Here is a 22,704-nt window from a genome sequence, read left to right on the forward strand (position 1 = left end):
GTGCAAATTTATTCTTGCTTACAGACTTGCCCTAACGAAGAATGTAAATATTTATTTAGCTTATAAATTCATCGTAATTCTAATCCCCTAGGCCAATTTTTTTATTGTAATAAACAATTGATGCATATAATCCAAGGTAAACCCATGGATAAATCATGTATAATTGAGCCCCCAAAGCGAAAGGAACAATAAAAAGCATTAAAAAACCCAAGCCTAAAGTGTCAAGTTTAAAAAACCTGAATACGATAAAAATGAAACCTAAAAGTCCAAAAACTCCGTTCTCTACTAGAAGATTAAATAACCCTCCCAAACCAGTCAAGTCCCAGCGATCTACTTGTGGAAAATCCTTGCTATACTTTTGATTATTCCTAACCAGTGAATACGCACCAAGGCCAACACCGATAACAGGCTTATCCATAATTATATTAGGACCAATATGATAGGCTGCTATTCTACCCATTACAAAACTTGTATCATTACTTCTGCTATCAAGTAAGTAGCTAGAGTTCTGGATATCTTCGATATAATTATATGCTACTTTATATGCAGCAAAAGAAGTAATAACTACCGCTGTTATCAAGAAAAATGAAAATCTAAAAAAGTTACGTGGCAGGACGAAACTAGCTAAGAATCTATTCTTAAACATAAAACCTATCATTACGAAGATAAGAAGAGATATCATTGCGGCTTTTGATTGAGTTAAAAAAAGAGCAATTATGAAAACAATTAAGTGAGATTTTCTTTTACTTGTAATTAATTCTAAAAAAATGAGGGTGCTTATAAATAGTCCGTATGGCCCCCCCTCGACATAGAAACCACTAAGTCTCCCCTTTATACCATAGCTTACAATTTTAGTATTAAGAAAAAGATCTCCACAAAATAAAAGTAAAACAATCACTGTAAGATAAAAATTATAACTTATGAACTTAGAAATTAGATTCATAGGGTCTGCATTATATTTCCGTGCTGCATTGGATACTGTCATTGCAGTCAAAACACATAGCATTAACTCAGTAAATCTTACAATTGATATAATATACTTTTCCTTTAATCCGCCGTAACTGTAATATTTAACATCCGAGAAATAAGTGGCAATAAATGAAAAAAACAACAACAAAGCAAAGAAAAGAATAAAAGGGCTATATTTCTTATCTATTGTCCTAATAGAAAAAGCAAGAATGGTTATTGCCAAAAACTCCCAAAGTTTCAATGGGCCTATGCTAACATCAGTTAACTGACTCCCAATTGCACAGATAAACATTATAAATGATGAGTATCTGATCGTTGCTACGCTCATGAAAAACTCCTATCAACTTTTTTTTCGATTATGCGATTAGAATGGAATAAAACGCAACCTCAAGTTGATTTTCTGCTTATTGCAAATAAAATTAATTTGGTAAGTTTTCGTCACAGATGCTAATCCATAAAAATAATTGAGTGTGTATGAGATTAAATATTATCTAGATATAAATCTGATCATCGATTTTCTGAGAATCTTACCCCTTTGGATAAGTACATCACATAAGTATGTACAACCCTATACTCCTCAGATACTTAGAATATCACATCAGGAAAATACATTCATCACCAACGAAATTTATTTATTCTAAAACTCTTTAACAAAAGTTATATCCGCATCTTTATAGCCCTCATAGTTTTTATAAACAGAGGCTACGAAATCTATCCACTCAGGGGATAAAACGTCATGATCTAGAACAAAGGACGTTACCTTGATTCTATCATCATAAATTTTAACCAGATTATCATACAGTGACGAATAAAATCCCGCAATAGAAAGTATATTTTCACCCGTGACAAGGGGATAAACCTCAAAAGGATAACCCAGACGACATACTTCAACTTCACCTTCAAGAGCACTAAGCTTTTCATCTCGCTCTCGGCGATGTGGAATATATATAAACTTAGTCTTTTCGTTATTACACTTAAGGCTACGAATCATTTTCATTGTAAGTTCGACGTCATCTACAATCGTCACGCCAGCTTCATATAGTGGAGACCCAATAATGAATACTTTATTTTCTCCTTGTGGTAAGTCTTGCAGTTTAGCTTTATAGTTTTGATAATTATGACGAATTACGCAATCGTTTTTACTTACCTTATTTTCGATATCATAAACAGTGAAGAAAGTTATTTTTTCCCTCTCATTATTCACCATTCCTAATAATTTTAGCATGGCACTTTTTAGCATGCTACGCATGGATAAATTATCACTACGTTGAATTCTAAGCGTAGCGGTACCATCATCTAGTAATACTACATCACGGCGTGGAAATTTATTCGCAAGCATCCAAAAAACTCGCGCACGATACTCACCCGCAATTAATGTTACCACCTCATCTCGACTAGCTAAGCGGTTAACACCTATTAGCTGTCGACGAATATCGATCACCTTATCTAACTGGCCTTCAACATCAATTGTCATTATCGAATGATGCTTCACCATATTTACAAGGTAGGCAATTTGACTATGATTAAATGGCGAATTTTTTGTCCGTTTATTAATAATTAATAAATCTAGCACTAGATTATTTACATCAAGATATTCTATTAAATTAAATGCCTGAAGTGGAGACTCTATGTATGCAATATATTTAGCCATCTTCCCAATACCTTAAATACTCATATGAGTCAGTGAAATTTACACTCAGACTTCAAGCGTAAATAATGCTCAACATCACGTTTCGCAAAAACTATGGCTGGGTGACCACCTGCAATAGCATAGGCTTCAATATCTTTAATCACTACACTACCAGCTTGAATAATGGCACCCTCTCCAATGTTTACACCGGGTAAAACAATAACATTGATACCTAGCCAAACATTATCATCTATTTTAATATCTTTTACTATATAAGTACTATCGTAAGGTATCGCATTTCCATTATGATTATGGTTCTCAGTTATAAGTACGCAACCAAAACCGCAATGAAAGTTATCACCAATTCTGACGCTTCCCTTACCGATAATCTTCAATCCATTAGAGTTGAAGTTGTTGCCTAGCGTCGTTTTATTATTGACAACTGTCAAATAATTAACTTTGGGTGAAAGGCCACATCTTAAAGCCGTCTTAATAACTTTTCTCGTAAATAGTGACTTGCGGAATTTTGCAAACCAACGTTTAAGAATCACTAACATCTAGCCCTCTCTATGTGAATTTGTCTTTTTCCAAAAGCATATGTCACAACACAAGAAAAAAGACTAGAAACAGCATAAACAAAACAAAAATACTCAACTTTTATCGAGGTCATAGTAATGACTACAATACCCAATAAATGTGTAACCATCGAACCAGTGGTAATAAGAGATATAAGCTTATTTTTTCGATAATAGAAAAGAGAGTGCGTGTAAATATAATATATAGACATAAAAGCCACACCAGGCAATAAAATATTAAAATAGTATATCGCCTGATTGAACTCTGATTTGAATAAATATGGAAAGACAAATGGCATGATAAAGTAGTATATCAAGCAGGCAATTATTACTAAGCCAGTGTAACCATATTGAATCTTTTCCACTCCTTTAAAATCACCTGACTTTAATTTACGATAAATAAATGGTTGTAGCGCTTGATTAATCACACTAAAAAACAACATGATGATAGATGTCAACTGGAACGCAAGTCCATAAATACCGACAATAGCTGTATTCATATAATGCGCAATGAAAAACCGATCAATTGAAGACTTTATCCAGTAACTACCATGATGTGGTAGCAAGGAAATACCATATTGTATTATCTCTTTGTAACGAGTGAATAAAGATGTTGTAGCTTTTAAGTTTCTACTAGTTTTTCGATAAACTATAATTTCATAAGCAATTTGGATACTGAAAAATGAGGCCGCAATAGCAATCAGTCTCTGACCTGGTGTTGCAGCTATAAATCCGAATAAAATTAATGTAAATAGCACATTAAAAGCAGATAACAAGAACTGTCCTATCGCTGCAATTTTATACGTTTGACTTATTCGCAAATGAGAGAGGTTTATAAAATTAAGAGCTTGAGCTAATGATGCAAGTATAACCAAAAATCCATCAGAAAAACTAACTGAAAGATGCGTGAACGATGTCAATACATAAAATATCATCACCAGAATTATACTTACTACAAAAGCAAGACTTATATTATCGCGTCGAAAAACTAAAGAACTACCCTCCCCCTCTTGCATGTATTTGACTGGCAACAATCCCTGACCGCTGAAAGAAATAAATATTATCAGGATCTGAATTACAGAAAGATAAAGGGTAAGTGCGCCGTAACCCGACGCACCTAGATGTGATGTTAAATAAGGCAGTATAACGAAGCCTATAACTTTACCGAGGATGTCCCCTATTGATAAAGTTAGTGCTCCAAGAACGGTTCTGCTCATTTAAAGATACTTTTCCAAAAAGTTTAAAGCATGCCAGAACCCTTCACCCTGGTTTTTATGCCCTTGCCAGACTTCGGGAATGAATTGCGCCCCAGGTGCATAGAGGTCTAAATCACTCGCCAACTCATCAAAATTGACATCACCTTTACCGATCTGCACTCCTTCACCATCAACACCCAATGCATCTACAATGTGCATATGTGCTGTAAAAGGCCCTACTTTACTTGTGAAATCATGCAAATCCCAGTGGTAATAATTACATGCCATCATCGAATGAGATGTATCATAACAAATACGATAACCGTGTTGTTTACAGAATGCCTGAATCTCATCAGGATCAACGAACAGGTTATGATAGCTCTGCCCACCAAAGTGCCAAGGGAAAGGAGGCATTGTTTGAATGATAATTTCCACACCTTCCTGATCTATTTCCTGTAACGATGCAGCAATACGATCATACATTACTTGGCGTGATTCTTTAGGAATAAAACCTGTTGTATTAAAACCACCGGCATTGAGGACGATAACAGGGCATTCAGTCTTAGGAAAATATTTCTTCAATGCACGCGTTACGTTACATACCTTTTGCATTTGTTGAATTGAATGCGCCCGATAGACGTCATCTTCAGTTGCCAAGTTCAGAATATGGTCGTTGGCAAATAGTTCTGGACTATGCACTGCAAAGCCAATGTTTTCAGGTTCTGAGAAAAACTCAGTTAAATCTAGTTCAACATCCTGATAGCTTAAGTGAAACTCTACAAAATCTAAATTAGATTTGCTTTTCAATTTCCCATAATCATGATAACGAACTGGAATTCCAAATGGTCGTTTGAAAGCATAATCTTTAGCTTCTATCGCGATTTCATTTAAATCAGACTCGTAAAAATACCCGCCTTTTTCATGGTCGCGATTAGCTTTTTTACCAACTAACTGCTCTAAATATAGTGGTTGTAGCCCTTGACCTGGACTTTTTACTTCGACCATATCGCGAGTGATTACCTCACCTTTTTTCAAAGCTCGATTAATAATTAAGCTTTTAGCAAGTGTTTCACGGTTAATCATTTCACCTTGAGTTATAGTACGTTCACCGCTTTGTCCCAATGACTCTTCAACTTCACGGATACGAATAACCATTTCCTTGAACTCTGGAGGCAACAACGAAACCTTATGATCGTTACCTTCCATTGTTTTATCAATTGTGAAATGTTTTTCAATAACACGAGCACCTAGAGCCGTTACTGCAATAGGAACAGAAATCCCACGCTCATGACCAGAGTAACCAACCAAACTCCCAGTGACCTGCTGTAGTCGCTTGATATAGGCTAAATTTACATCTTTGAAAGGTGTTGGATAAGTTGAATTGCAATGCAAAATAACGAATTCAGCACCACGAGCCTTAAGGAAATCTACCGAACTTTTGATTTCAGCTTCACTGCACATACCTGTTGAACAGATGAGCGGTTTTCCTGTTGAGGCAAGGGCTCCTAACATTTCATGGTTCGTGAAATCCGCAGAAGCTACTTTATATGCTTCCATACCATACGCTTCAAGTAATTCTAAACTTTTTAAATCCCAAGGTGTACATAGTGGAGTTAATCCTTTGGTTTTACAGTAATCAAAAACCTCAAGTAATTGTTCATTAGGAAGCTGGAATTTACGTAACAGATCTATTGTATACTGAGCGCCAAGATCTGCTGATTTATCTTTATCATCCCCACCTTTATATAAAGTGTTCAGGTCGCGCATTTGAAACTTTACACAATCAGCACCTGCACCAACAGCAAGGTCTACCAATTCTTTAGCTAGATTGATGTCACCATTATGGTTATTACCAATTTCAGCTATAATATAGACTGGTGATGTTTCAGTAATAGTGTGCTTGCCAATAGTTAGACCTTTCTCACTTGCAAGCGCGACCGCAACCAATCGACGATAGTCGTCAACCAATGGTACAACGTCAACGCCGTTAGTGAAAAGTGCATCTATCTCCGCGCGTATTGCATCAACTTTTTTATATCGTACATTTTGATTCATTACTTCGGATATTTCACGACTCAGATCAAAATCACCATTTGTGATCCAACGTCTGAAGTCTCCATCGGAAAATGATCCGCAAAGTTTACCATCTTCCGTAACTACAAAGATAATACGCTTTTTATTAGCATTTATTTTTTCTAACGCTTTAATGATAGACTCTGTTTCAAAGACCAAAAAGTCCGAAATCTTTTTTTGAATCAACATGTCTTATTTCCCACTCCAATTTTTCAAAATAGCTTCTACCACAGCCCAATCTAACAAGGTATCAATTTCAAAACTTTCTTCTTCTAACATTTTATGCGCAACTACTTTTCCACCAAGGCGGTTCCCTGTCGAGAGCAAAACCTCACTCTTAGTCACATATATAGAGCCATTTTCTTTTAACTTAATATTTTCAGGCTTAATATCTTGTCGCCTTGGACGATTTAAATAATCATAAAATGCTTTTGGATTATCTTCATTTTCCCATAGAAAATGCCAGAACTCACAAACACTAAGTAATGAATCAGCCTTCTTATCGATTAATTTACGTACTGCGAGATCAATCGCATCATCCTTACGAACTGGAGATGTTGCCTGCAGTAGCACAGTATGTTCGGGATGGTAATTTTCATGCACTGCTAACCACTCTAAGCAGTGCACCAACGATGGTTCAGTTGCTGCTGTATCCACAGCCAAATGGGCAGGACGCATAAATGGAACTTCTGCTCCATATTTTCTCGCAACTTCCGCAATACTCTCACAATCAGTGCTAACGATCACACGATCTATTTCTTTAGAATTTAATGCTTGTTCTATACTCCAGGCTATTAATGGTTTTCCTGCTATTTCCTTAATGTTTTTCTTTGGAATACCTTTTGAACCACCTCTTGCTGGAATTATTGCAAGATTCTTCATATACCATCTCCAATAATAAAATATTTATTATTTAAATATACATTGATTAATAGACATTTTATATTTATCAACACCGAATACTGCGACCATGCTAAAACGCGCACGGATTTGACAAACGAATAATAAATAACTTCAGTTTGAAAAATAAGTAATCAACTAAAATTTTTAAATAAATAGTTATTGCACTAAGTTAATATGCACCATCTCTTTTCAAAACTACGTTAATAGTTTTAAAAAGAATAGCTATATCATTCCATAAAGACCAATTTTTAACATACCATGCATCAAAATAAACTCTTGTTTCATAATCAACATCATTTCTGCCACTAACCTGCCAAAGTCCGGTCATACCTGGTTTTGCCATTAGATAATAATCGACTTCACCAGCATATCTTTCAAGTTCCTTCTCAACGATAGGGCGGGGTCCAACCAAGCTCATATCACCTAGTAGTACATTAAAAAGTTGAGGGAGTTCATCTAGACTAGTTCTACGTAAAAAATTTCCAACTCTTGTAATTCTAGGGTCATTTTTGAGTTTAAAATCTTTTTCCCATTCGTTTCGAGCTTCCAAATCACTTTTCAGTAAGTTATCTAATACTTCTTGAGAGTTGACGATCATAGAACGGAACTTAAGACATTTAAATTTCTTGCCGTTACGTCCAACCCTCTCATGTCCATATATAGCATTGCCCCCATCTCGTGAGACTGCAAATGCTATAAACATAAGAATCGGAGACAATATAATAATAATTAAGATTGCGCAAACAATATCGAACGCACGTTTGATAAATCGTGAAGTACGCTTAGCTAAGCTATTACTAACTCTTAGAATCATTACTTCATGACTGAATATAAACGACAAATCAGTACCATAAAGAGGGACACCTCTTAATGTTGGTATTACTGATACTGAACGACAATCATGCTTCGCAAGTTTTCTTAACCAATAATCACGTATAAGATGCTCATCAAATTCTAGAGCAACAATAAATTGGGTTTCATTAGGACTTACCATCGCCCATAATTTTTCTTCATCTGTGATGATATCAATCCCTGAAATATTGCTTTTATCTGTTTCAGAAACAGAATAAAAAGCCACAACATCAAAACCTAAAACTTCCTCACTCTGAAGTGCCATATATGCTTCAAGTGCATTTTTTTTACTTCCAATAATGATGGTTTGTTTTTTCCACAGACCTAATCTATTTAGTAAATGCTTGACTGATATACGGAGAATAGGTAATAGTATGAAAGTTGTTGTCCAAGTAAGCACCAAGAAGTAACGCGACACTTCCCACTTAGAAAATCCAATTATAGCCAGACTGAACACGGAGAAAATAAGTAAAGTCCTTAACATCTCTTTTAGTTCAAACCAAAAAGGTTTTCTATATGAATAATGTCGTAACCTGATCCAAAACCAAGCAACGCATACTATAGATAGAATTGCATAAGCATAGCAGAAAGAAATAAAATCAGAATGATCAGAAAAAATGTGGTCAACATCAAGAAATACATAAATCAACAAAATTGAAATGATCATAGATAAATTGAAAGATATCAGATCTATAACCGCCAACGATATTTTAACAAGCGAGTTTTTTGATAAGGTTAAATAATCTATCATATTAATCTCTTTGCATACAAGCTGCCTTAAAAAGCTTACTACTAACCATTTCTATTCAAAATACGCATCGTTAGTAATGGAAAATAACAATCTTCAATTTTTAATTTGAGTTAATCACTTTGAACTAAATTAATAATGTATTTTTTTCGCGATTTCAAACTCATTCCATTTATTGGATACATACTCATTCATTTCAATTCTGAACCTTTGTTCAGAGAATCTCTCTGAATTTTTTCTGCAACTTAGTGGACTAAACTCGTGTTGATTATTTTCAAATAATTCAACAGCATTTATAATAGATTTCAAATTCTGAATTTCAAAAAAAACGCCAGTTGAATTACGATTCCCGATTGGTATTATAGTCTCAAGACTTCCCCCTTTTCCAAATGCTATAACAGGGGTACCACATGCTTGGGCTTCAACTGGGGTAATACCAAAGTCCTCTTCAGCACAAAACACAAATGCTTTTGCATTTTTCATATAATTAATCAAAGTGTCATCATCTTGATACCCCAGAATTTCAACATTCCTTCCCGCTAAGCTTTTAACTTTTTTCATCTCACTGCCATCACCAATAACGACCAATTTTTTATCCGGCATATGACTAAAAGCCTCTACAATTAAATCAATTCTCTTGTATGGAACCATCCTGGAGGCAGTAAGATAGTATTCATCTTTCTTTTCGTTCATAATAAACCTATCCACATTAACTGGTGGATATATAACATCTGCACTTCGGCCATAAACTTTCTTTACTCTTCGGGCTATGAAATGAGAATTAGCAATAAAGTGGTCTACACCATTAGCGGTACGGTAATCCCATATTCTCATTTTGCTAAGAAAGTATTTGGCCATAATACCTTTTAAACCACTATTCAATCCAGCATTTTTTAGATATTGATGCTGAAGATCCCATGCATAGCGAATAGGAGAATGAACATAACTAATATGTAATTGATCAGGGCCAGTTAATACTCCTTTTGCTACAGCATGTGAGCTAGAAATAATGACATCATGACAAGAGACATCTAACTGTTCAATAGCAAAAGGTAATATTGGCAGATATTTTTGATACTTGGTTTTTGCGTATGGTAATTTCTGAATAAAAGTAGTTTTTGCTTTTGCCCCCCCAATTTTCTCACGATCTTTATCAGATAGAAAATCAATTACCGAATACAATGTCGCTTCAGGATATATATTAAAAAGTTCAGCTAAAACTTTTTCAGCGCCAGCGTATGTAACTAACCAATCAGCTACGATACCAATATTGAAATTTTTTTTCATGTCATAGCTCCATTATATTTTTGATAGTACTTCGCTGATTTTTCTTGCTGTTATATCCCATGAGTATTTTTTGGATTGATTTAGTCCACGTTCAATAAGTCTAGTCCTTATTTTTTCATTGTAATAAATTTCTTCTATTGCTCCTGAAATCGCCTGAGTATTAGTTGGGTCAACAAGTAGTGCAGCCTCACCAGCTACCTCTGGAAGAGACGTCGTTGTAGAGGTGATAACTGGAATACCACTGGCCATGGCCTCAACTACCGGTAAACCAAAGCCTTCATATAAAGAAACAAATATTAGCGCTTTTGCCCCTCGATATAATTTTGGTAGTTCTTCTTGTTTTAAATAACCTGAAAAGCAAACTCTATCCGTTAAGTTTAGTTCTTTTATGTATTTGTTGATTTCTTCTGATGATTTACCAGTAAATAAAAGTTTTATTTCTTGAGATAAATTAGCATTTTTGAATGCCAGAAGTGTTCTTAATTCATTCTTATGCGCCTTTCTATTACTAACACACAGAATATACTCAAACCCATAATTAAAAGTCTCACCATATGGTTTGAACTCTTCCGATACTCCATTGCCTACATTAATAATTTTATTAATATCTATTCCAGACCATTCAGCTATTCTATTTTTAGAAAAATTAGATACTGTGAAAATATATTTTGCTTTTTTACACCCTCGGAGTATTACTAAATGATAAAATAATTTTTTAAAGAGGCTGGCATTTTCTTTTCTATCCAAATGATTAAGATCATGAATCGTGAAAACGAAATCATCTTGAGAAAAAATTGGCGGTATATAACCTGGAAAAAATATAATACGCCCTCTTTTTTTTAAGAGCCTAATGCTTGTTTTAATAAAATCCAGAGGACTGTACGGTGCCCCCGAGAATCCTGCATCGTCATAAGCATTTATCTTATTGACCTCATGAGCAAAAGTTCCTATCCCGCCAGTTCCATTCCATCGATTATCTATTAGTATTTTTTTCATTATCTATGCTCTTATCGATATACACTATAAAAAACAAGTAATATCCGTGCTACACTGTCTATCTTTTGATAATGACAAGTAAACGTCACAAACAGGAATCATTGTTCAGTTGTTTAAAATAATTGCTTACTATTCTATAGTTTTCACTATACACGACCAACACAACTTGCTATAGATTAATCGCCACCCTACAGAAAAATCACTCTATATAAACATCAATATACTTGTTAGCAATTTCACTGCGCGTAAATATCTTGTCTTTATTTATTGAGTCACTTTTTACGTTTAATTCTATTTTTCCTAAATCCTCAATAAATTTTATTTTTGAAAAAAAACACTTTAACTCAGAAATTCCACCAACTGAATTGGTCAAAACAATTTTATTTGCTAACGCAGACTCTACTACAACTCGGCCAAATGGTTCACGCCACTTTATAGGTAAGACAACTACATCAACTTGCTCAAAGAATTTGTTTATAGGCACGAACCCTAATAAATTTACACCTGTCTTATGAGCCAAAATCTGCAATTCTTCTGAACCATCATTATTTGAAAATCGGCCTGCCGCACTAAAACTGGCATCTGGATAATCTTTTTTAAAATGGTCAGTCAATTGGCAAAATACATCAAAACCTTTATCTTTTGTTAGTCGACCAACGAACCCAAATCGTAGTGATTTTGACTCAGTAGCATTGAACGATGGTTTCTCTACTGCATTATATATAAAAGTGGAAGTGGCATTAGGGAAAAAATCATTCTCTACATGGAAGTTTTTGATGAAATTACTGATACCAATATAGTTGTCTACATTCTTGCTGGCAGCTCTTTTTATAAACGACCAAAAATGCACAATATTTTCATCAGGCTTAATATTCCTACCCTTATGAAACATTGTAGAGTTTGGATGAAATAAATAATAATCACGAGATGTATGAACCAGTTTTATATTTATACCACTTTTTTTTATCGCAGCCCATACGGCAACAGAAAAACCAGCAATATTATTTGTATGAACCACATCTGGTTTGAAATATTCAATTTCTTTAGACACTGCCTTGGCCATGAGAATATTATACAAGTCTATAATATGCCATAACAGTCTTTTTAACTTGCCCTTTTTATTATCATCAAATGGCCAATAAATATTTTTAAGCGGAAGATATACTACTTCAACCCCATTGATTTTTTCATTGTGCCTTTCTTTAAGGTTATGTAAACATATAACTCTTACATGGTGACCTTTTTGCACCAACTCTTCAGCTAGTAATTGAACTGAAACCTCTGCGCCACCAATTTTGAACGGATGGTAAAGTGTATTTACAATAATAATTTTCATGCTGCAATCGATCACCTTATAAAGAAGACATCCACTTAAAAATAGGAGGCATAGTTTAAAGGTTATGCGAAAAATATACGAATATTACTACATATTTATTTACTAGCAACCATTATCAAAAAAAAGGCATAGTATTTAACCAAGGCGATATATAACGTTTCTTTTGATTCAAACTAACAAATATAGCTAGTACAGTACAAAATTCAACATAATCCTTTACAAAGCGACACCGAATATTCGGTATCGCTTTTTCACTCGAACGATTTTACTTACTCTTTTGATTGGTACTCATATTGATAGTACCCATATCCATAGCTACTACTAGCGCGCTTCTCTGCTGCGTTAAGTATAACGCCTTTAATGTCTATTCCATTCTGGTTGAAGCGTTGTATACTTACTTCCATTTCCTTCACTGTATTAACAGCAAATCTGGCAATCAATAAACTTGTGCCGACCAAACGTCCAATAACGGCAGCATCAGTAACCGCGAGAATTGGAGGAGTATCAATCATAACAATATCATAATTCTTTTCGGCCCATTCAATGAGTTCATTGAACCGTGCCCCCATCAATAATTCAGACGGATTTGGAGGTATTGTCCCACGTGAAATGAAGTCTAAATTTTTAACTTCTGTTTTTTTAATAGCAGATTCTATTGAGACTTGCTGAGACAAGATATCTGAAAGTCCATCTTTCCATGGCATATTCAGAAGAGTATGAGAATAGCCTTTTCTCATATCAGCATCGATGGTTAAGACTCGTAATCCTGTTTGCGCAATGACCGCAGCCAAGTTAATTGTAACAAATGTCTTACCAATATTTGGGCTAGCACCGCAAATCATCAGGACGTTATTTTTAGACTCCAACATTGCAAAGTGCAGGCTAGTACGAAGGCTCCTGATGGCTTCGATAGCCAAGTCGGTTGGATTTCCAACAGCGAGAAGTGTTTTTGAGCGAGTATTACTCTTTTTATTGCTACGAAGAATCAACTCACTGTCTTTCTTCTGTTGCCATTCTGATAAAGGTATACTTGCATATACGTTTATACCCTTCTCTTCTAATTGGTCTGGGCTTTCAATCCCTCGATGAAGCATATTCTTTACTAGAACAGCCATTACTGAGACAACACCGCCGACTACAGTTGCAATTAGTACTATCAAGCTTTTGTTCGGTTTAACTGGTTTTGGCTGAACAACTGCTGGATCGATAATCCTCACATTACCAACTGTACTTGCCTTAGTAATAGATAGCTCTTGTTGCTTATTTAACAGCTGCATGTAAATTTCTTTACCTGCATCAACATCGCGAGTTAAACGCAAAATTTCCTGTTGCGTTGCTGGCATTTTCCCAACTCGCTTATCTAGTTTATTTTTCTCTTGTTGCAATGTAACTCTTTTCTCAAGCAAAGAACGATAAGCCGGATGCTCCTTAGTATACAATTTAGAGATCTCTGCCTCTTTGAATGTTAGTTCATTAAGCTGAGCTTCAACGCCAACTATTGTATCTAGCACTGACTTAGCTTCAAGAGAAAGATCAACAGAATCATTTTCCTTACGGAAACGATTAAGTTTGTCCTCGGCAGTATTTAACGACTCTCTGATCATCGGAAGCTGTTCCTTTAAGAAAGCTAAACTCCTTTCAGCTTCTTCCGATTTACGCTCAACATTCTGCATAAGATAGTTACTACTTATACTGTCGATCGTCTTCTTTATTTTTTCAGGATTGTCCCCCATTAAAGTAATCGAAAGAATACCTGTATCCTTTCCCTTATCTTCAACAGTCAAAGTATCTAAAAGTTGCAACGTAGCGGCTAGCTTTGATAGTTTGTTAATCTCAAATACAGTTCCAGCATCGGCAGATATTTCACTTACAAGAAGAGACACTTCCCCACCCGAAGCAAACGTCCCAACTTTTCCTTTTATTATTTCTTGACCATCATAACTAACTAAATAACTGTCTTTATCAATAATAGTAAGCTCTAGCGATTGCTCAACCATACTTTGCGGAATAGTAACTCGAGATACAGCAATTTCCCCTGCATTTTTCCCCATTAACCTTGCCCAACCACGACCAAAAATAGGGAAGTACTTTTGCTCTACAACAGTATCAAGATTAAGATCTTCTATCGTCTTCCCAACTACCATTCTTGATGTAATTATTTCAATTTCTGTTGAGGATGCAGGAGGTGAACTCGGTAACATTTGTGAAAAGTTGCTGACAAGCGAATTACCTACATTTTGTTCAACCTGTATTGTTGCATCGGCCTGATAAATTGGTGTTGCAAATAGACTATAAATTATACCAATCACGGCGAACAGAGTAGTAATTCCAATAATTAACCAGCGGTGGTCAATCAATGTACCAATCAAACGCCCTAGATCAATATCGTCGTTTTCCTTGCTGGCAGTAGAGACAGCCCTATTTTTTTCAGTCATCGTCATCTCTGTTTAGCGATTTAATACTTGTGTCCACTTCTGAGCGGAGTCAGCAAGCAAAGTATATACAAATTCAAATGCCTCAGCACTTTTACGATAAGGGTCCGGAATTTCCTTTTGTTCATTCCAATGACCAAAAAGCATTGTTTTCCCTCTCACCTCTGGAGCAAAACGGCAAACCGCATCTATATGACCTTTTTCCATAACCAAGATTAGATCATACTCACGACACATAGTGCCTGTCAGTTGTCTAGCCAGATGTCCATCAAGAGACACACCATGCAGACTAGCCACTTCGGTTGCCATTGCATCAGCTGGTTTACCTACTAGTGCACCTATGCCCGCCGAATCTACTTTTTTATTAGGTAACGCTTCTCTTAACAGCCGCTCCCCGGTAGGGGAGCGACAAATGTTACCGACACATACGACCAGAATTGAACTAAACATAATTGCTACTCAGTCTACCTATTTGTCGACTATGGCCAATTGCGAATACGTAATGCGCCTTCGCTGAGATTGTTGAATCCATTGATTGTTGGTACTAGCTGACTAACTACACGGTTCCAACGCGCAATTGGCGCAGTCGTGACATAAACAATATCATACGGTTGCAAATGGAACTCAGTCCCCATCACTAATGCGGTCGCATCAGACGCGTTTAACTGATAAATACTGGCAAGTTTACTTCCTTCAGTCCCATGTAATGGGCGAATAACAAAGATACCAGTAGCATCCGAGATTGCTTGATCCATCCCCTGAGCATTGCCCAGCGCTTCAGTCAGTGTCATGCCACTGCGATCCATCTTCAGGGTCGTCTGCTGTTTCACTTCACCCATCACAAAGACTTTTAGATCGTCATTGCGTGGTACGTAAAGAATATCACCAGGATAAAGCAAATGGTTCTGCATCAGGTCGCCCTTCTGCATTAGTGCCTGAAGCGATATACGCTGCTCTTTGCCATTGTGTGTTAACACCACGTTACGCCAGTCAGCATTCTCGGCAAGCCCACCTGCTGCGTTGATTGCATCCATAACGGTTAGCGGCACGTTGGTAATCGGCTGTTGGCCCGATTTTGCCACCTCGCCTGTCACATAGGCCTTCTGTGAGCGAAAAGCTGCAATAGTTACATCGACCTGTGGGCTTTCGATATATTGCGCTAACCGGCTGGCAATTTCGTTTCGCACTTGGCTAGCTGTTTTCCCTGCAACCTTCACCTTGCCAATATATGGGTAGAAGATGGTACCATCTGCATTTACCCAGTTGCCTGTGTCACTGGCGCTACGGTACTGTCCTGCGGGGGTGGTTAGCTCTGGGTGATCCCAAACTGTAACCATCAATACATCGCCCACACCAATGCGATATTCATAGCTCTGAAGTTCACGTTCCAAGACAGGGTTGGTTTGCGCAGAGACCGGCTTTGGTCGCATTTTATCAACCAGGCTAGGCGTCATCGGGTAGATATTGACCAGTTCGTTCAGATTAAAATCGCTGTCTTCCTGCTTAACAACATTTTTACCGCTGGTAGAGAGGTGGGTGCCAGGGACCACGGTACAGCCGCTGATCACACTGATTGATACCAGTAGCGGTATCAGCTTCCATTGTTTCTTTGCCATCGAATTTTCATCACTTTCAAAGTAAGTAAACTTGCAACGCTAAACACCTGGCCAACCGTGGCCGCCTGGGGTGGTGCTTAGCAAAATTTTTTTGTTTGCGCTATGTACGGCAGTCCTGCGATACACGCATGAAAGCACTCATTGAGCAAACGTTGAGTCTGGGTTTGCTAAGATGTCTCTCAGACTCGTAGTGAGTGGCGCATGCATCAGGAGTGTTTTCATGTGCGAACTGTCTCGGACAAGTCAAAAGGCCCGCCGAGATTTCCGCAGGCCCCTAACTATAAAGATTTTTCTGCTCTTTTTCAGTACAAATTACTACAATTTTAGCTGCTCGGCCCATTCACGGAAGGCTTTGCCCTGCGTTGGGTGGCGTAGGCCATAGGTCACAAAGGCCTGGAGATAGCCTAGTTTTTCACCGCAGTTGAACGATTCCCCTACCAGTTCCATCGCTTCTACCGTCTGTTGTTTCATCAGGTCAGCAATCGCATCGGTCAGTTGAATTCGGCCCCAGGCGCCTGGCTGAGTTTTTTCCAAAATCGGCCAGATGTCGGCAGAGAGCACATAACGGCCAACAGCAGAATAATTGGATTTCAGTTTCACTTCACGGCTTGGCTTCTCAATAATCGACGTCATGCGCGAGCTTTCCCCTGGTTTTAGGGTAGTAGTCTCACATTCCGCCACCGAGTAGTCATACAGCACGTTTTCATCCGCAGGCTGCACCAGTACCTGGCTCAGCCCGTTATCTTCGAAGCGGGCAATCATGTGCGCCAGGTTGTCTTTGTGCATATCCGCTTTGGCGTCATCCAGCAGCACGTCCGGCAGCACCACCACGAAAGGTGAATCACCTACCAGTGGTTTGGCACACAGTACCGCATGCCCTAACCCTTTCGGCTGCCCTTGGCGGATGTGCATCAAGGTTACGCCCTTCGGCGTGATGGATTTAACTTCATCCAGCAACTGACGCTTCACGCGCGCTTCCAGCATCGCCTCAAGCTCATAAGACGTGTCGAAATGGTTTTCGATCGCGTTCTTGGAGGAGTGGGTAACCAGAATGATTTCCTTGATCCCGGCAGCCACGCATTCGTTGACGATATATTGGATCAACGGCTTATCAACGATCGGCAGCATCTCTTTCGGGATCGCTTTGGTCGCAGGCAACATGCGCATACCCAGACCAGCAACAGGAATGACGGCTTTCAACTTCATCGACATGGTGTTCCTCTTAAAATCTCGTGGTCGTGCTAACCGGCTCAGGCAATTACTTGCTGTTCAGGGTCTGTTTCATCCACTGGGTGAAGTTTTCGCCTTCGGAAGGGTGGCGCAGGGCATACTGTACAAACGCCTTCATATAGCCCAGTTTGTCACCACAGTCGTGGGATTTGCCGCTCATATGGAAAGCTTCTACCGTTTCCTGCTCCATCAGCATGGCAATGGCGTCGGTCAGTTGGATTTCATCGCCAGCTCCCGGAGGCGTTTTCTCCAGCAATGGCCAGATATCGGCAGAGAGGACATAGCGCCCCACTACGGCCAGATTAGATGGCGCATCCTCCCGCGCAGGTTTCTCTACCACCGCGGTCATAGGCGTACTTGCACCAGCGGCTAACGCCACGCCGCCACAATCGACCACACCGTATTTGGAAACATCCTCTTCCGGTACTGGCTCGACCATAATCTGGCTAAAGCCGGTTTGCTCGAAGCGCTGGATCATTTTGGCCAGGTTTTCTTTCTGCAGATCGGCGGTAGAGTCATCCAATAACACGTCCGGCAGCAGCACCACAAATGGGTTATCCCCAATCATCGGTTGAGCGCATAACACCGCGTGACCCAGCCCTTTGGCTTGCCCTTGGCGCACTTGCATCACCGTTACATCTGGCGGGCAGATACTTTGTACTTCGGCAAGCAGCTGGCGTTTTACTCGAGCTTCCAACGTCGCTTCCAGCTCAAAGGAGGTATCAAAGTGGTTTTCGATCGCGTTTTTCGATGAGTGCGTAACCAGTACGATATCCTTGATGCCCGCCGCAACGCATTCGCTCACGATGTACTGAATCAGTGGCTTATCGACCACAGGCAGCATTTCTTTAGGGATCGCCTTGGTTGCGGGCAGCATACGAGTGCCCAAACCTGCTACTGGGATAACGGCCTTCAATCTTTTTTGCATGAATTTTTTCCACCGACAAATAACAAGTAAGTGTAACAGAGCCAGGAAAAGTGGTAGAGCCTTACGCCACAATGAATTTTTAAATATAAAAATCAATAAATTACAATCTTAAAGTGACGTTTTAGGCACGCTACCGCCCTTGGCTTGCAGCTACCAATGCACTGTAGACAATGTTTGAACTGACAAGCGTGCAGCAGACTCCACGCTCGTAGATGAACCTGAGGTTCTGTTCAGAATTTAATGAGAGGCAAGTCGCAGAGTAAGGAAAAGGCAGTGCCTTCCTGGCCAAGTGGTCAGTCTTGCTATCATTTATAGGATGCTAAGATTCTTATACTAATGACCCGGTGAAACAAGTCTTAGTGGCTGCATTAAGACCTTTTCAGAATAAGACTACTAAGGATACTCGATTTTTAAGATTTTACTCGTTTAACTACTTTATAACAAATTGATTATAATGCTTATTATCTAAGCGCGGAATTTATAAACAGCTATTTGTTCTATGTTTTCTGGTGCTTACCCCCAATGACCAGATCCTGACACTGTCTAATTATTCTACTAACATAGATTACCCGCACCCAGTGCGGATTTAATGTTGAAATCCCCTCCCTCAGCGTCCATCATTCTCAATGCGGCATAAGCCGTCGAACTAAAAGGTGAAATTAGGCGTATGGAATGGATCGCAGATCCAACAATTTGGGCCGGCTTGGCCACCCTGGTTGTACTGGAAATCGTACTGGGCATTGACAACCTGATCTTTATCGCCATTTTGGCGGAGAAATTACCCAAGAAACAACGTGATAAAGCCCGCATTGTCGGTCTTTTGCTGGCGCTGGTAATGCGCCTGGCGCTGCTTGCCTCGATATCCTGGCTCGCTACCTTGACCAAACCGCTTTTTGTGGCCATGGGGCACGCTTTCAGTGGCCGCGACCTGATAATGCTGGTCGGGGGTATCTTCCTGCTGTTTAAAGCCACCATGGAGCTGAACGAGCGGCTGGAGGGTAAAGACGAAGAACACCATGGGACACGCAAAGGTGCGCGTTTCTGGCCGGTGGTCGCGCAGATTGTGGTGCTGGATGCCGTCTTCTCGCTGGATTCGGTGATCACCGCCGTCGGGATGGTCGATCATCTGGCCGTGATGATGATCGCAGTATGTATCGCCATTGGTTTGATGTTGCTGGCCAGCAAACCGCTTACGCGCTTTGTGAATGCCCACCCAACCATTGTTATTCTATGCCTCAGCTTCTTGCTGATGATTGGTTTCAGCCTGGTGGCCGAAGGCTTTGGCTATGCCATTCCGAAGGGCTATCTCTACGCAGCGATCGGTTTCTCGGTGATGATCGAAGCTCTGAACCAGTTTGCCCAGTTTAACCGCCGCCGTTTCCTTTCCAAGGTGCGGCCTTTGCGTGAGCGTACCGCAGAAGCCGTATTGCGCATGTTAAGCGGCAAGCACGAAGAGGCAGAGATCGACAGCCATTCGGCACATCTGCTGGCAGACAGCTATAACGAGAATGGTGAAATCTTCAACCAGCAGGAACGCCATATGATCGAGCGGGTGCTGGGCATGGCACAGCGTACCGTCAGCAGTATCATGACTTCGCGGCACGATGTGGAATACCTTGGGCTTAACGGCCCGCTGGATAAATTGACGCAGTTGTTGGAGAAAAACCAGCATACGCGCATCGTGGTAACCGAAAATAGCGCCAGCGATGAGCCATTAGGGGTGATACACACCATTGACGTGCTGAAACAACAGTTGCAGCAATCACCGCTGGATCTGCGGGCCTTGGTGCGCCAGCCGCTGATCTTCCCGGAGCAGTTAACGCTGCTGTCTGCGTTGGAGCAGTTCCGCCAGGCCAAAACCCACTTTGCGTTTGTGGTGGATGAGTTTGGTTCGGTCGAAGGGGTGGTGACGTTAACCGACGTGATGGAAACCATCGCCGGTAATCTGCCAGAGGCCGATGAAGAGGTTGATGCACGCCATGATATCCAGCAAACCAGCGAAGGTTGCTGGATTGCCAATGGCCATATGCCGCTGGAAGATCTGGTGCTGTATGTGCCACTGCCGATAGAAGAAAAGCGGGAATATCATACCTTGGCAGGGTTGCTGATGGAGCACTGCCAGCGCATTCCACGCGAAGGGGAACAGCTGAAGATTGGCGACTATCTGTTTGAACCGTTGGAAATCAGTAGCCACCGCATCGTGAAGGTGAAGATCACGCCGTTAGTAACCCCTAACGAAGAGGACGAAGAGTAAATAAATGCTGGGCACCCGCTTGAGGTGCCCAGCATTGATATCAAACCGGCACAGCATGCCTACATAGCTTACAGGTGCACTGGCACCAGCAACTCCGTCGCCACAATCACCACCACCAGCCCGACAATCACCGGTACCGAGGTACGTTTCACCACTTCGAACGGTGAGATTTTTGCCATACCGGAAACCGCTACCACTACGCCAGAAACCGGCGAGAGCGTACGGCCCAGGTTGGAAGCTTGCAGCATCGGGATCACCAGATAAGCCGGGTTTACCCCCATTTGTGCCGCCAGTTTCGGGATCAGTTCAACAAACGCGTAGAACGGCGCATTACCAGAGCCGGTCGTCATCGCCGCCAGCATGGTGATCACCACCAGCACCAACATCATGATGATACCGCCGGTGCCAAACGACTGTGCCAGGCTGATCAAACCGCTGATAAAGCCAACGGTGCTCAAACCTTGGGCAAACACCCCAGCCGCGACCAACAGCATCACCACGCTGGCAAACGCATCGGCCATGCCACGGTAAGCCACTTCTAAACCGGCGAACACCGTTTTTGCGTTGAAGCTGCGGATAAACTCGATCACCGCGGCCAAGAACATACAAATCACCAATACGGTAATGATGTGCAGCTCCGGCCCCCATTTACCATCAAAGACCAGTACCCCCAGGATCGGGGTAAACGGCAAGATGGCGTAAAAACCGGGCGCGTTGGTAGTGATTTCACTCACGTCCATGATGTGGTGCTGTTCGTTGGCTTTACGGTCGAGATAGCGCTGCCAGAAGAAGTGGGCAATCGCCATACAGATAATGGCGGCGATAGAGATCGGCAGCGTGGTTTTGAAGGCAAAATCCACCAGCGGCATTTCGGCCGCCTTGGCGGCCAGCACCACATCACCCGAAGTAGGCGAAAGGATAATGGCTGCAGGAGAAGCACAGATAGCTGCCGCTGCACCGCGGCTGATCCCCACGTTAACCATCAGCGGGAACAGCGTTGCCATCAGTAGCACACCCAGCCCTGTCGCTGAAGAGACGGCCAGTGACATCAGGCAGGCAACAAAGTAAGCCGCAATCATCAGCAAATACGGGGAGTTGATCATCTGCAATGGGCGGGAGGCCAGCTTGACCACCACGTCATTGGCGCCAATGTGCGTCATATAGGCGGCAAAACCACACAGCATCATGATCATCATGCCGAGATCGCCACCGCGGCTCATCAGCAGGATTTTGACATATTCGAAAATATCGGTGACGCGCCAGCCGGTCGAAGTCGCACTGGCGGGCAGCAGATTTTTGCCCATAAATGCACTCACCGCCAGCAGCACCAGGCCACCAACCATTAACACCCCGGTGGCAGAATAGCCTTTGATGATGTAACGGCCAACGAACACCGCCACCAAGGCTCCAATCAGAAGTTCCATTATTATTCCTCGATTTAATTATTTTATTTCAGCTCATCGCCCGATAGCAGCCGAATAACGCCACACTCTGCCGAAAATCAGTACAGGATATTATGACATTCATCAATGTTGCGGGGGGAAACTATCAACAAATCGTGAAATTCCAAGCCAGGTCGCTTTGGCGATAGCCTTCCACCGGGCGGGTAGATACCGTAAGCAACAGCCAGACAGCCCAGAGCAAGCCAACTGACCATCCAGCCGAATAATAATTGATTT

Annotated in this window: 17 protein-coding genes; 1 reads left to right on the forward strand and 16 read right to left on the reverse strand. The window is 40.5% G+C overall.

Going from position 1 to position 22,704, the window contains the following annotated elements; all coding sequences use genetic code 11:
- Nucleotides 1–79 precede the first annotated feature (79 nt).
- From ACX9GU_RS17740 to galU, 15 genes are all read right to left on the reverse strand, one after another.
- Nucleotides 80–1,297: an O-antigen ligase family protein gene (locus ACX9GU_RS17740; protein WP_473192386.1), complete on the reverse strand. Its 1,218-nt coding sequence runs from the start codon at nucleotides 1,295–1,297 to the stop codon at nucleotides 80–82.
- A 309-nt stretch (nucleotides 1,298–1,606) separates the two neighbouring features.
- On the reverse strand, nucleotides 1,607–2,620 hold the full coding sequence (locus ACX9GU_RS17745) for a hypothetical protein (RefSeq protein ID WP_473192387.1): 1,014 nt from the start codon (nucleotides 2,618–2,620) through the stop codon (nucleotides 1,607–1,609).
- A gap of 29 nt (nucleotides 2,621–2,649) precedes the next feature.
- Nucleotides 2,650–3,156 carry an acyltransferase gene (locus ACX9GU_RS17750; protein ID WP_473192388.1) on the reverse strand — a complete coding sequence of 169 codons (507 nt, stop codon included), beginning with the start codon at nucleotides 3,154–3,156 and terminating at the stop codon, nucleotides 2,650–2,652.
- Nucleotides 3,150–4,391 carry an oligosaccharide flippase family protein gene (locus ACX9GU_RS17755; RefSeq protein WP_473192389.1) on the reverse strand — a complete coding sequence of 414 codons (1,242 nt, stop codon included), beginning with the start codon at nucleotides 4,389–4,391 and terminating at the stop codon, nucleotides 3,150–3,152. Before ACX9GU_RS17755 ends, ACX9GU_RS17750 begins: the two co-directional genes overlap by 7 nt.
- Complete coding sequence (locus ACX9GU_RS17760; RefSeq protein ID WP_473192390.1) at nucleotides 4,392–6,632, reverse strand: N-acetylneuraminate synthase family protein; 2,241 nt, start codon at nucleotides 6,630–6,632, stop codon at nucleotides 4,392–4,394. It abuts the gene before it with no gap.
- 3 nt (nucleotides 6,633–6,635) lie between these two features.
- Nucleotides 6,636–7,325, reverse strand: a complete 690-nt coding sequence (locus ACX9GU_RS17765) for an acylneuraminate cytidylyltransferase family protein (protein ID WP_473192391.1) — start codon at nucleotides 7,323–7,325, stop codon at nucleotides 6,636–6,638.
- Nucleotides 7,326–7,515: 190 nt separating this feature from the next.
- The gene (gene wbaP, locus ACX9GU_RS17770) at nucleotides 7,516–8,949 is read right to left on the reverse strand and encodes an undecaprenyl-phosphate galactose phosphotransferase WbaP (RefSeq protein ID WP_473192392.1); all 1,434 of its coding nucleotides are present in this window, start codon (nucleotides 8,947–8,949) and stop codon (nucleotides 7,516–7,518) included.
- A 129-nt stretch (nucleotides 8,950–9,078) separates the two neighbouring features.
- Nucleotides 9,079–10,233 carry a glycosyltransferase family 4 protein gene (locus ACX9GU_RS17775; protein ID WP_473192393.1) on the reverse strand — a complete coding sequence of 385 codons (1,155 nt, stop codon included), beginning with the start codon at nucleotides 10,231–10,233 and terminating at the stop codon, nucleotides 9,079–9,081.
- A gap of 12 nt (nucleotides 10,234–10,245) precedes the next feature.
- A complete protein-coding gene (locus ACX9GU_RS17780) occupies nucleotides 10,246–11,229 on the reverse strand; it encodes a glycosyltransferase family 4 protein (RefSeq protein WP_473192394.1) in 984 nt (327 codons plus the stop codon).
- A 199-nt stretch (nucleotides 11,230–11,428) separates the two neighbouring features.
- Nucleotides 11,429–12,565, reverse strand: a complete 1,137-nt coding sequence (locus tag ACX9GU_RS17785; RefSeq protein ID WP_473192395.1) for a glycosyltransferase family 4 protein — start codon at nucleotides 12,563–12,565, stop codon at nucleotides 11,429–11,431.
- A gap of 269 nt (nucleotides 12,566–12,834) precedes the next feature.
- A complete protein-coding gene (gene wzc / locus ACX9GU_RS17790) occupies nucleotides 12,835–15,000 on the reverse strand; it encodes a tyrosine-protein kinase Wzc (protein ID WP_473192396.1) in 2,166 nt (721 codons plus the stop codon).
- A 12-nt stretch (nucleotides 15,001–15,012) separates the two neighbouring features.
- On the reverse strand, nucleotides 15,013–15,447 hold the full coding sequence (locus ACX9GU_RS17795; RefSeq protein WP_174333431.1) for an arsenate reductase/protein-tyrosine-phosphatase family protein: 435 nt from the start codon (nucleotides 15,445–15,447) through the stop codon (nucleotides 15,013–15,015).
- 29 nt (nucleotides 15,448–15,476) lie between these two features.
- Nucleotides 15,477–16,613: a polysaccharide export protein gene (locus ACX9GU_RS17800; RefSeq protein ID WP_473192397.1), complete on the reverse strand. Its 1,137-nt coding sequence runs from the start codon at nucleotides 16,611–16,613 to the stop codon at nucleotides 15,477–15,479.
- A gap of 315 nt (nucleotides 16,614–16,928) precedes the next feature.
- Nucleotides 16,929–17,825, reverse strand: coding sequence for a sugar phosphate nucleotidyltransferase (locus ACX9GU_RS17805; protein ID WP_473192398.1), 897 nt, complete (start codon nucleotides 17,823–17,825; stop codon nucleotides 16,929–16,931).
- A 46-nt stretch (nucleotides 17,826–17,871) separates the two neighbouring features.
- On the reverse strand, nucleotides 17,872–18,771 hold the full coding sequence (gene galU, locus ACX9GU_RS17810) for a UTP--glucose-1-phosphate uridylyltransferase GalU (protein ID WP_021180603.1): 900 nt from the start codon (nucleotides 18,769–18,771) through the stop codon (nucleotides 17,872–17,874).
- A 667-nt stretch (nucleotides 18,772–19,438) separates the two neighbouring features.
- Between galU and ACX9GU_RS17815 the strand changes: the two genes are divergently transcribed.
- On the forward strand, nucleotides 19,439–21,025 hold the full coding sequence (locus ACX9GU_RS17815) for a TerC family protein (RefSeq protein WP_166734592.1): 1,587 nt from the start codon (nucleotides 19,439–19,441) through the stop codon (nucleotides 21,023–21,025).
- 68 nt (nucleotides 21,026–21,093) lie between these two features.
- Here ACX9GU_RS17815 and dcuC read toward each other — a convergent pair whose 3' ends face one another.
- Nucleotides 21,094–22,452, reverse strand: a complete 1,359-nt coding sequence (dcuC, locus tag ACX9GU_RS17820; protein ID WP_473195211.1) for an anaerobic C4-dicarboxylate transporter DcuC — start codon at nucleotides 22,450–22,452, stop codon at nucleotides 21,094–21,096.
- Nucleotides 22,453–22,704: the final 252 nt, after the last annotated feature.

The organism is Serratia sp. K1WW1 (assembly GCF_055790865.1).

Bases quoted from the DNA above. Each gene is read 5' to 3' on its own strand.
- ACX9GU_RS17740 (WP_473192386.1), bottom strand. From the start codon at position 1,297: ATGAGCGTAGCAACGATCAGATACTCATCATTTATAATGTTTATCTGT.
- ACX9GU_RS17745 (WP_473192387.1), bottom strand. From the start codon at position 2,620: ATGGCTAAATATATTGCATACATAGAGTCTCCACTTCAGGCATTTAAT.
- ACX9GU_RS17750 (WP_473192388.1), bottom strand. From the start codon at position 3,156: ATGTTAGTGATTCTTAAACGTTGGTTTGCAAAATTCCGCAAGTCACTA.
- ACX9GU_RS17755 (WP_473192389.1), bottom strand. From the start codon at position 4,391: ATGAGCAGAACCGTTCTTGGAGCACTAACTTTATCAATAGGGGACATC.
- ACX9GU_RS17760 (WP_473192390.1), bottom strand. From the start codon at position 6,632: ATGTTGATTCAAAAAAAGATTTCGGACTTTTTGGTCTTTGAAACAGAG.
- ACX9GU_RS17765 (WP_473192391.1), bottom strand. From the start codon at position 7,325: ATGAAGAATCTTGCAATAATTCCAGCAAGAGGTGGTTCAAAAGGTATT.
- wbaP (WP_473192392.1), bottom strand. From the start codon at position 8,949: ATGATAGATTATTTAACCTTATCAAAAAACTCGCTTGTTAAAATATCG.
- ACX9GU_RS17775 (WP_473192393.1), bottom strand. From the start codon at position 10,233: ATGAAAAAAAATTTCAATATTGGTATCGTAGCTGATTGGTTAGTTACA.
- ACX9GU_RS17780 (WP_473192394.1), bottom strand. From the start codon at position 11,229: ATGAAAAAAATACTAATAGATAATCGATGGAATGGAACTGGCGGGATA.
- ACX9GU_RS17785 (WP_473192395.1), bottom strand. From the start codon at position 12,565: ATGAAAATTATTATTGTAAATACACTTTACCATCCGTTCAAAATTGGT.
- wzc (WP_473192396.1), bottom strand. From the start codon at position 15,000: ATGACTGAAAAAAATAGGGCTGTCTCTACTGCCAGCAAGGAAAACGAC.
- ACX9GU_RS17795 (WP_174333431.1), bottom strand. From the start codon at position 15,447: ATGTTTAGTTCAATTCTGGTCGTATGTGTCGGTAACATTTGTCGCTCC.
- ACX9GU_RS17800 (WP_473192397.1), bottom strand. From the start codon at position 16,613: ATGGCAAAGAAACAATGGAAGCTGATACCGCTACTGGTATCAATCAGT.
- ACX9GU_RS17805 (WP_473192398.1), bottom strand. From the start codon at position 17,825: ATGTCGATGAAGTTGAAAGCCGTCATTCCTGTTGCTGGTCTGGGTATG.
- galU (WP_021180603.1), bottom strand. From the start codon at position 18,771: ATGCAAAAAAGATTGAAGGCCGTTATCCCAGTAGCAGGTTTGGGCACT.
- ACX9GU_RS17815 (WP_166734592.1), top strand. From the start codon at position 19,439: ATGGAATGGATCGCAGATCCAACAATTTGGGCCGGCTTGGCCACCCTG.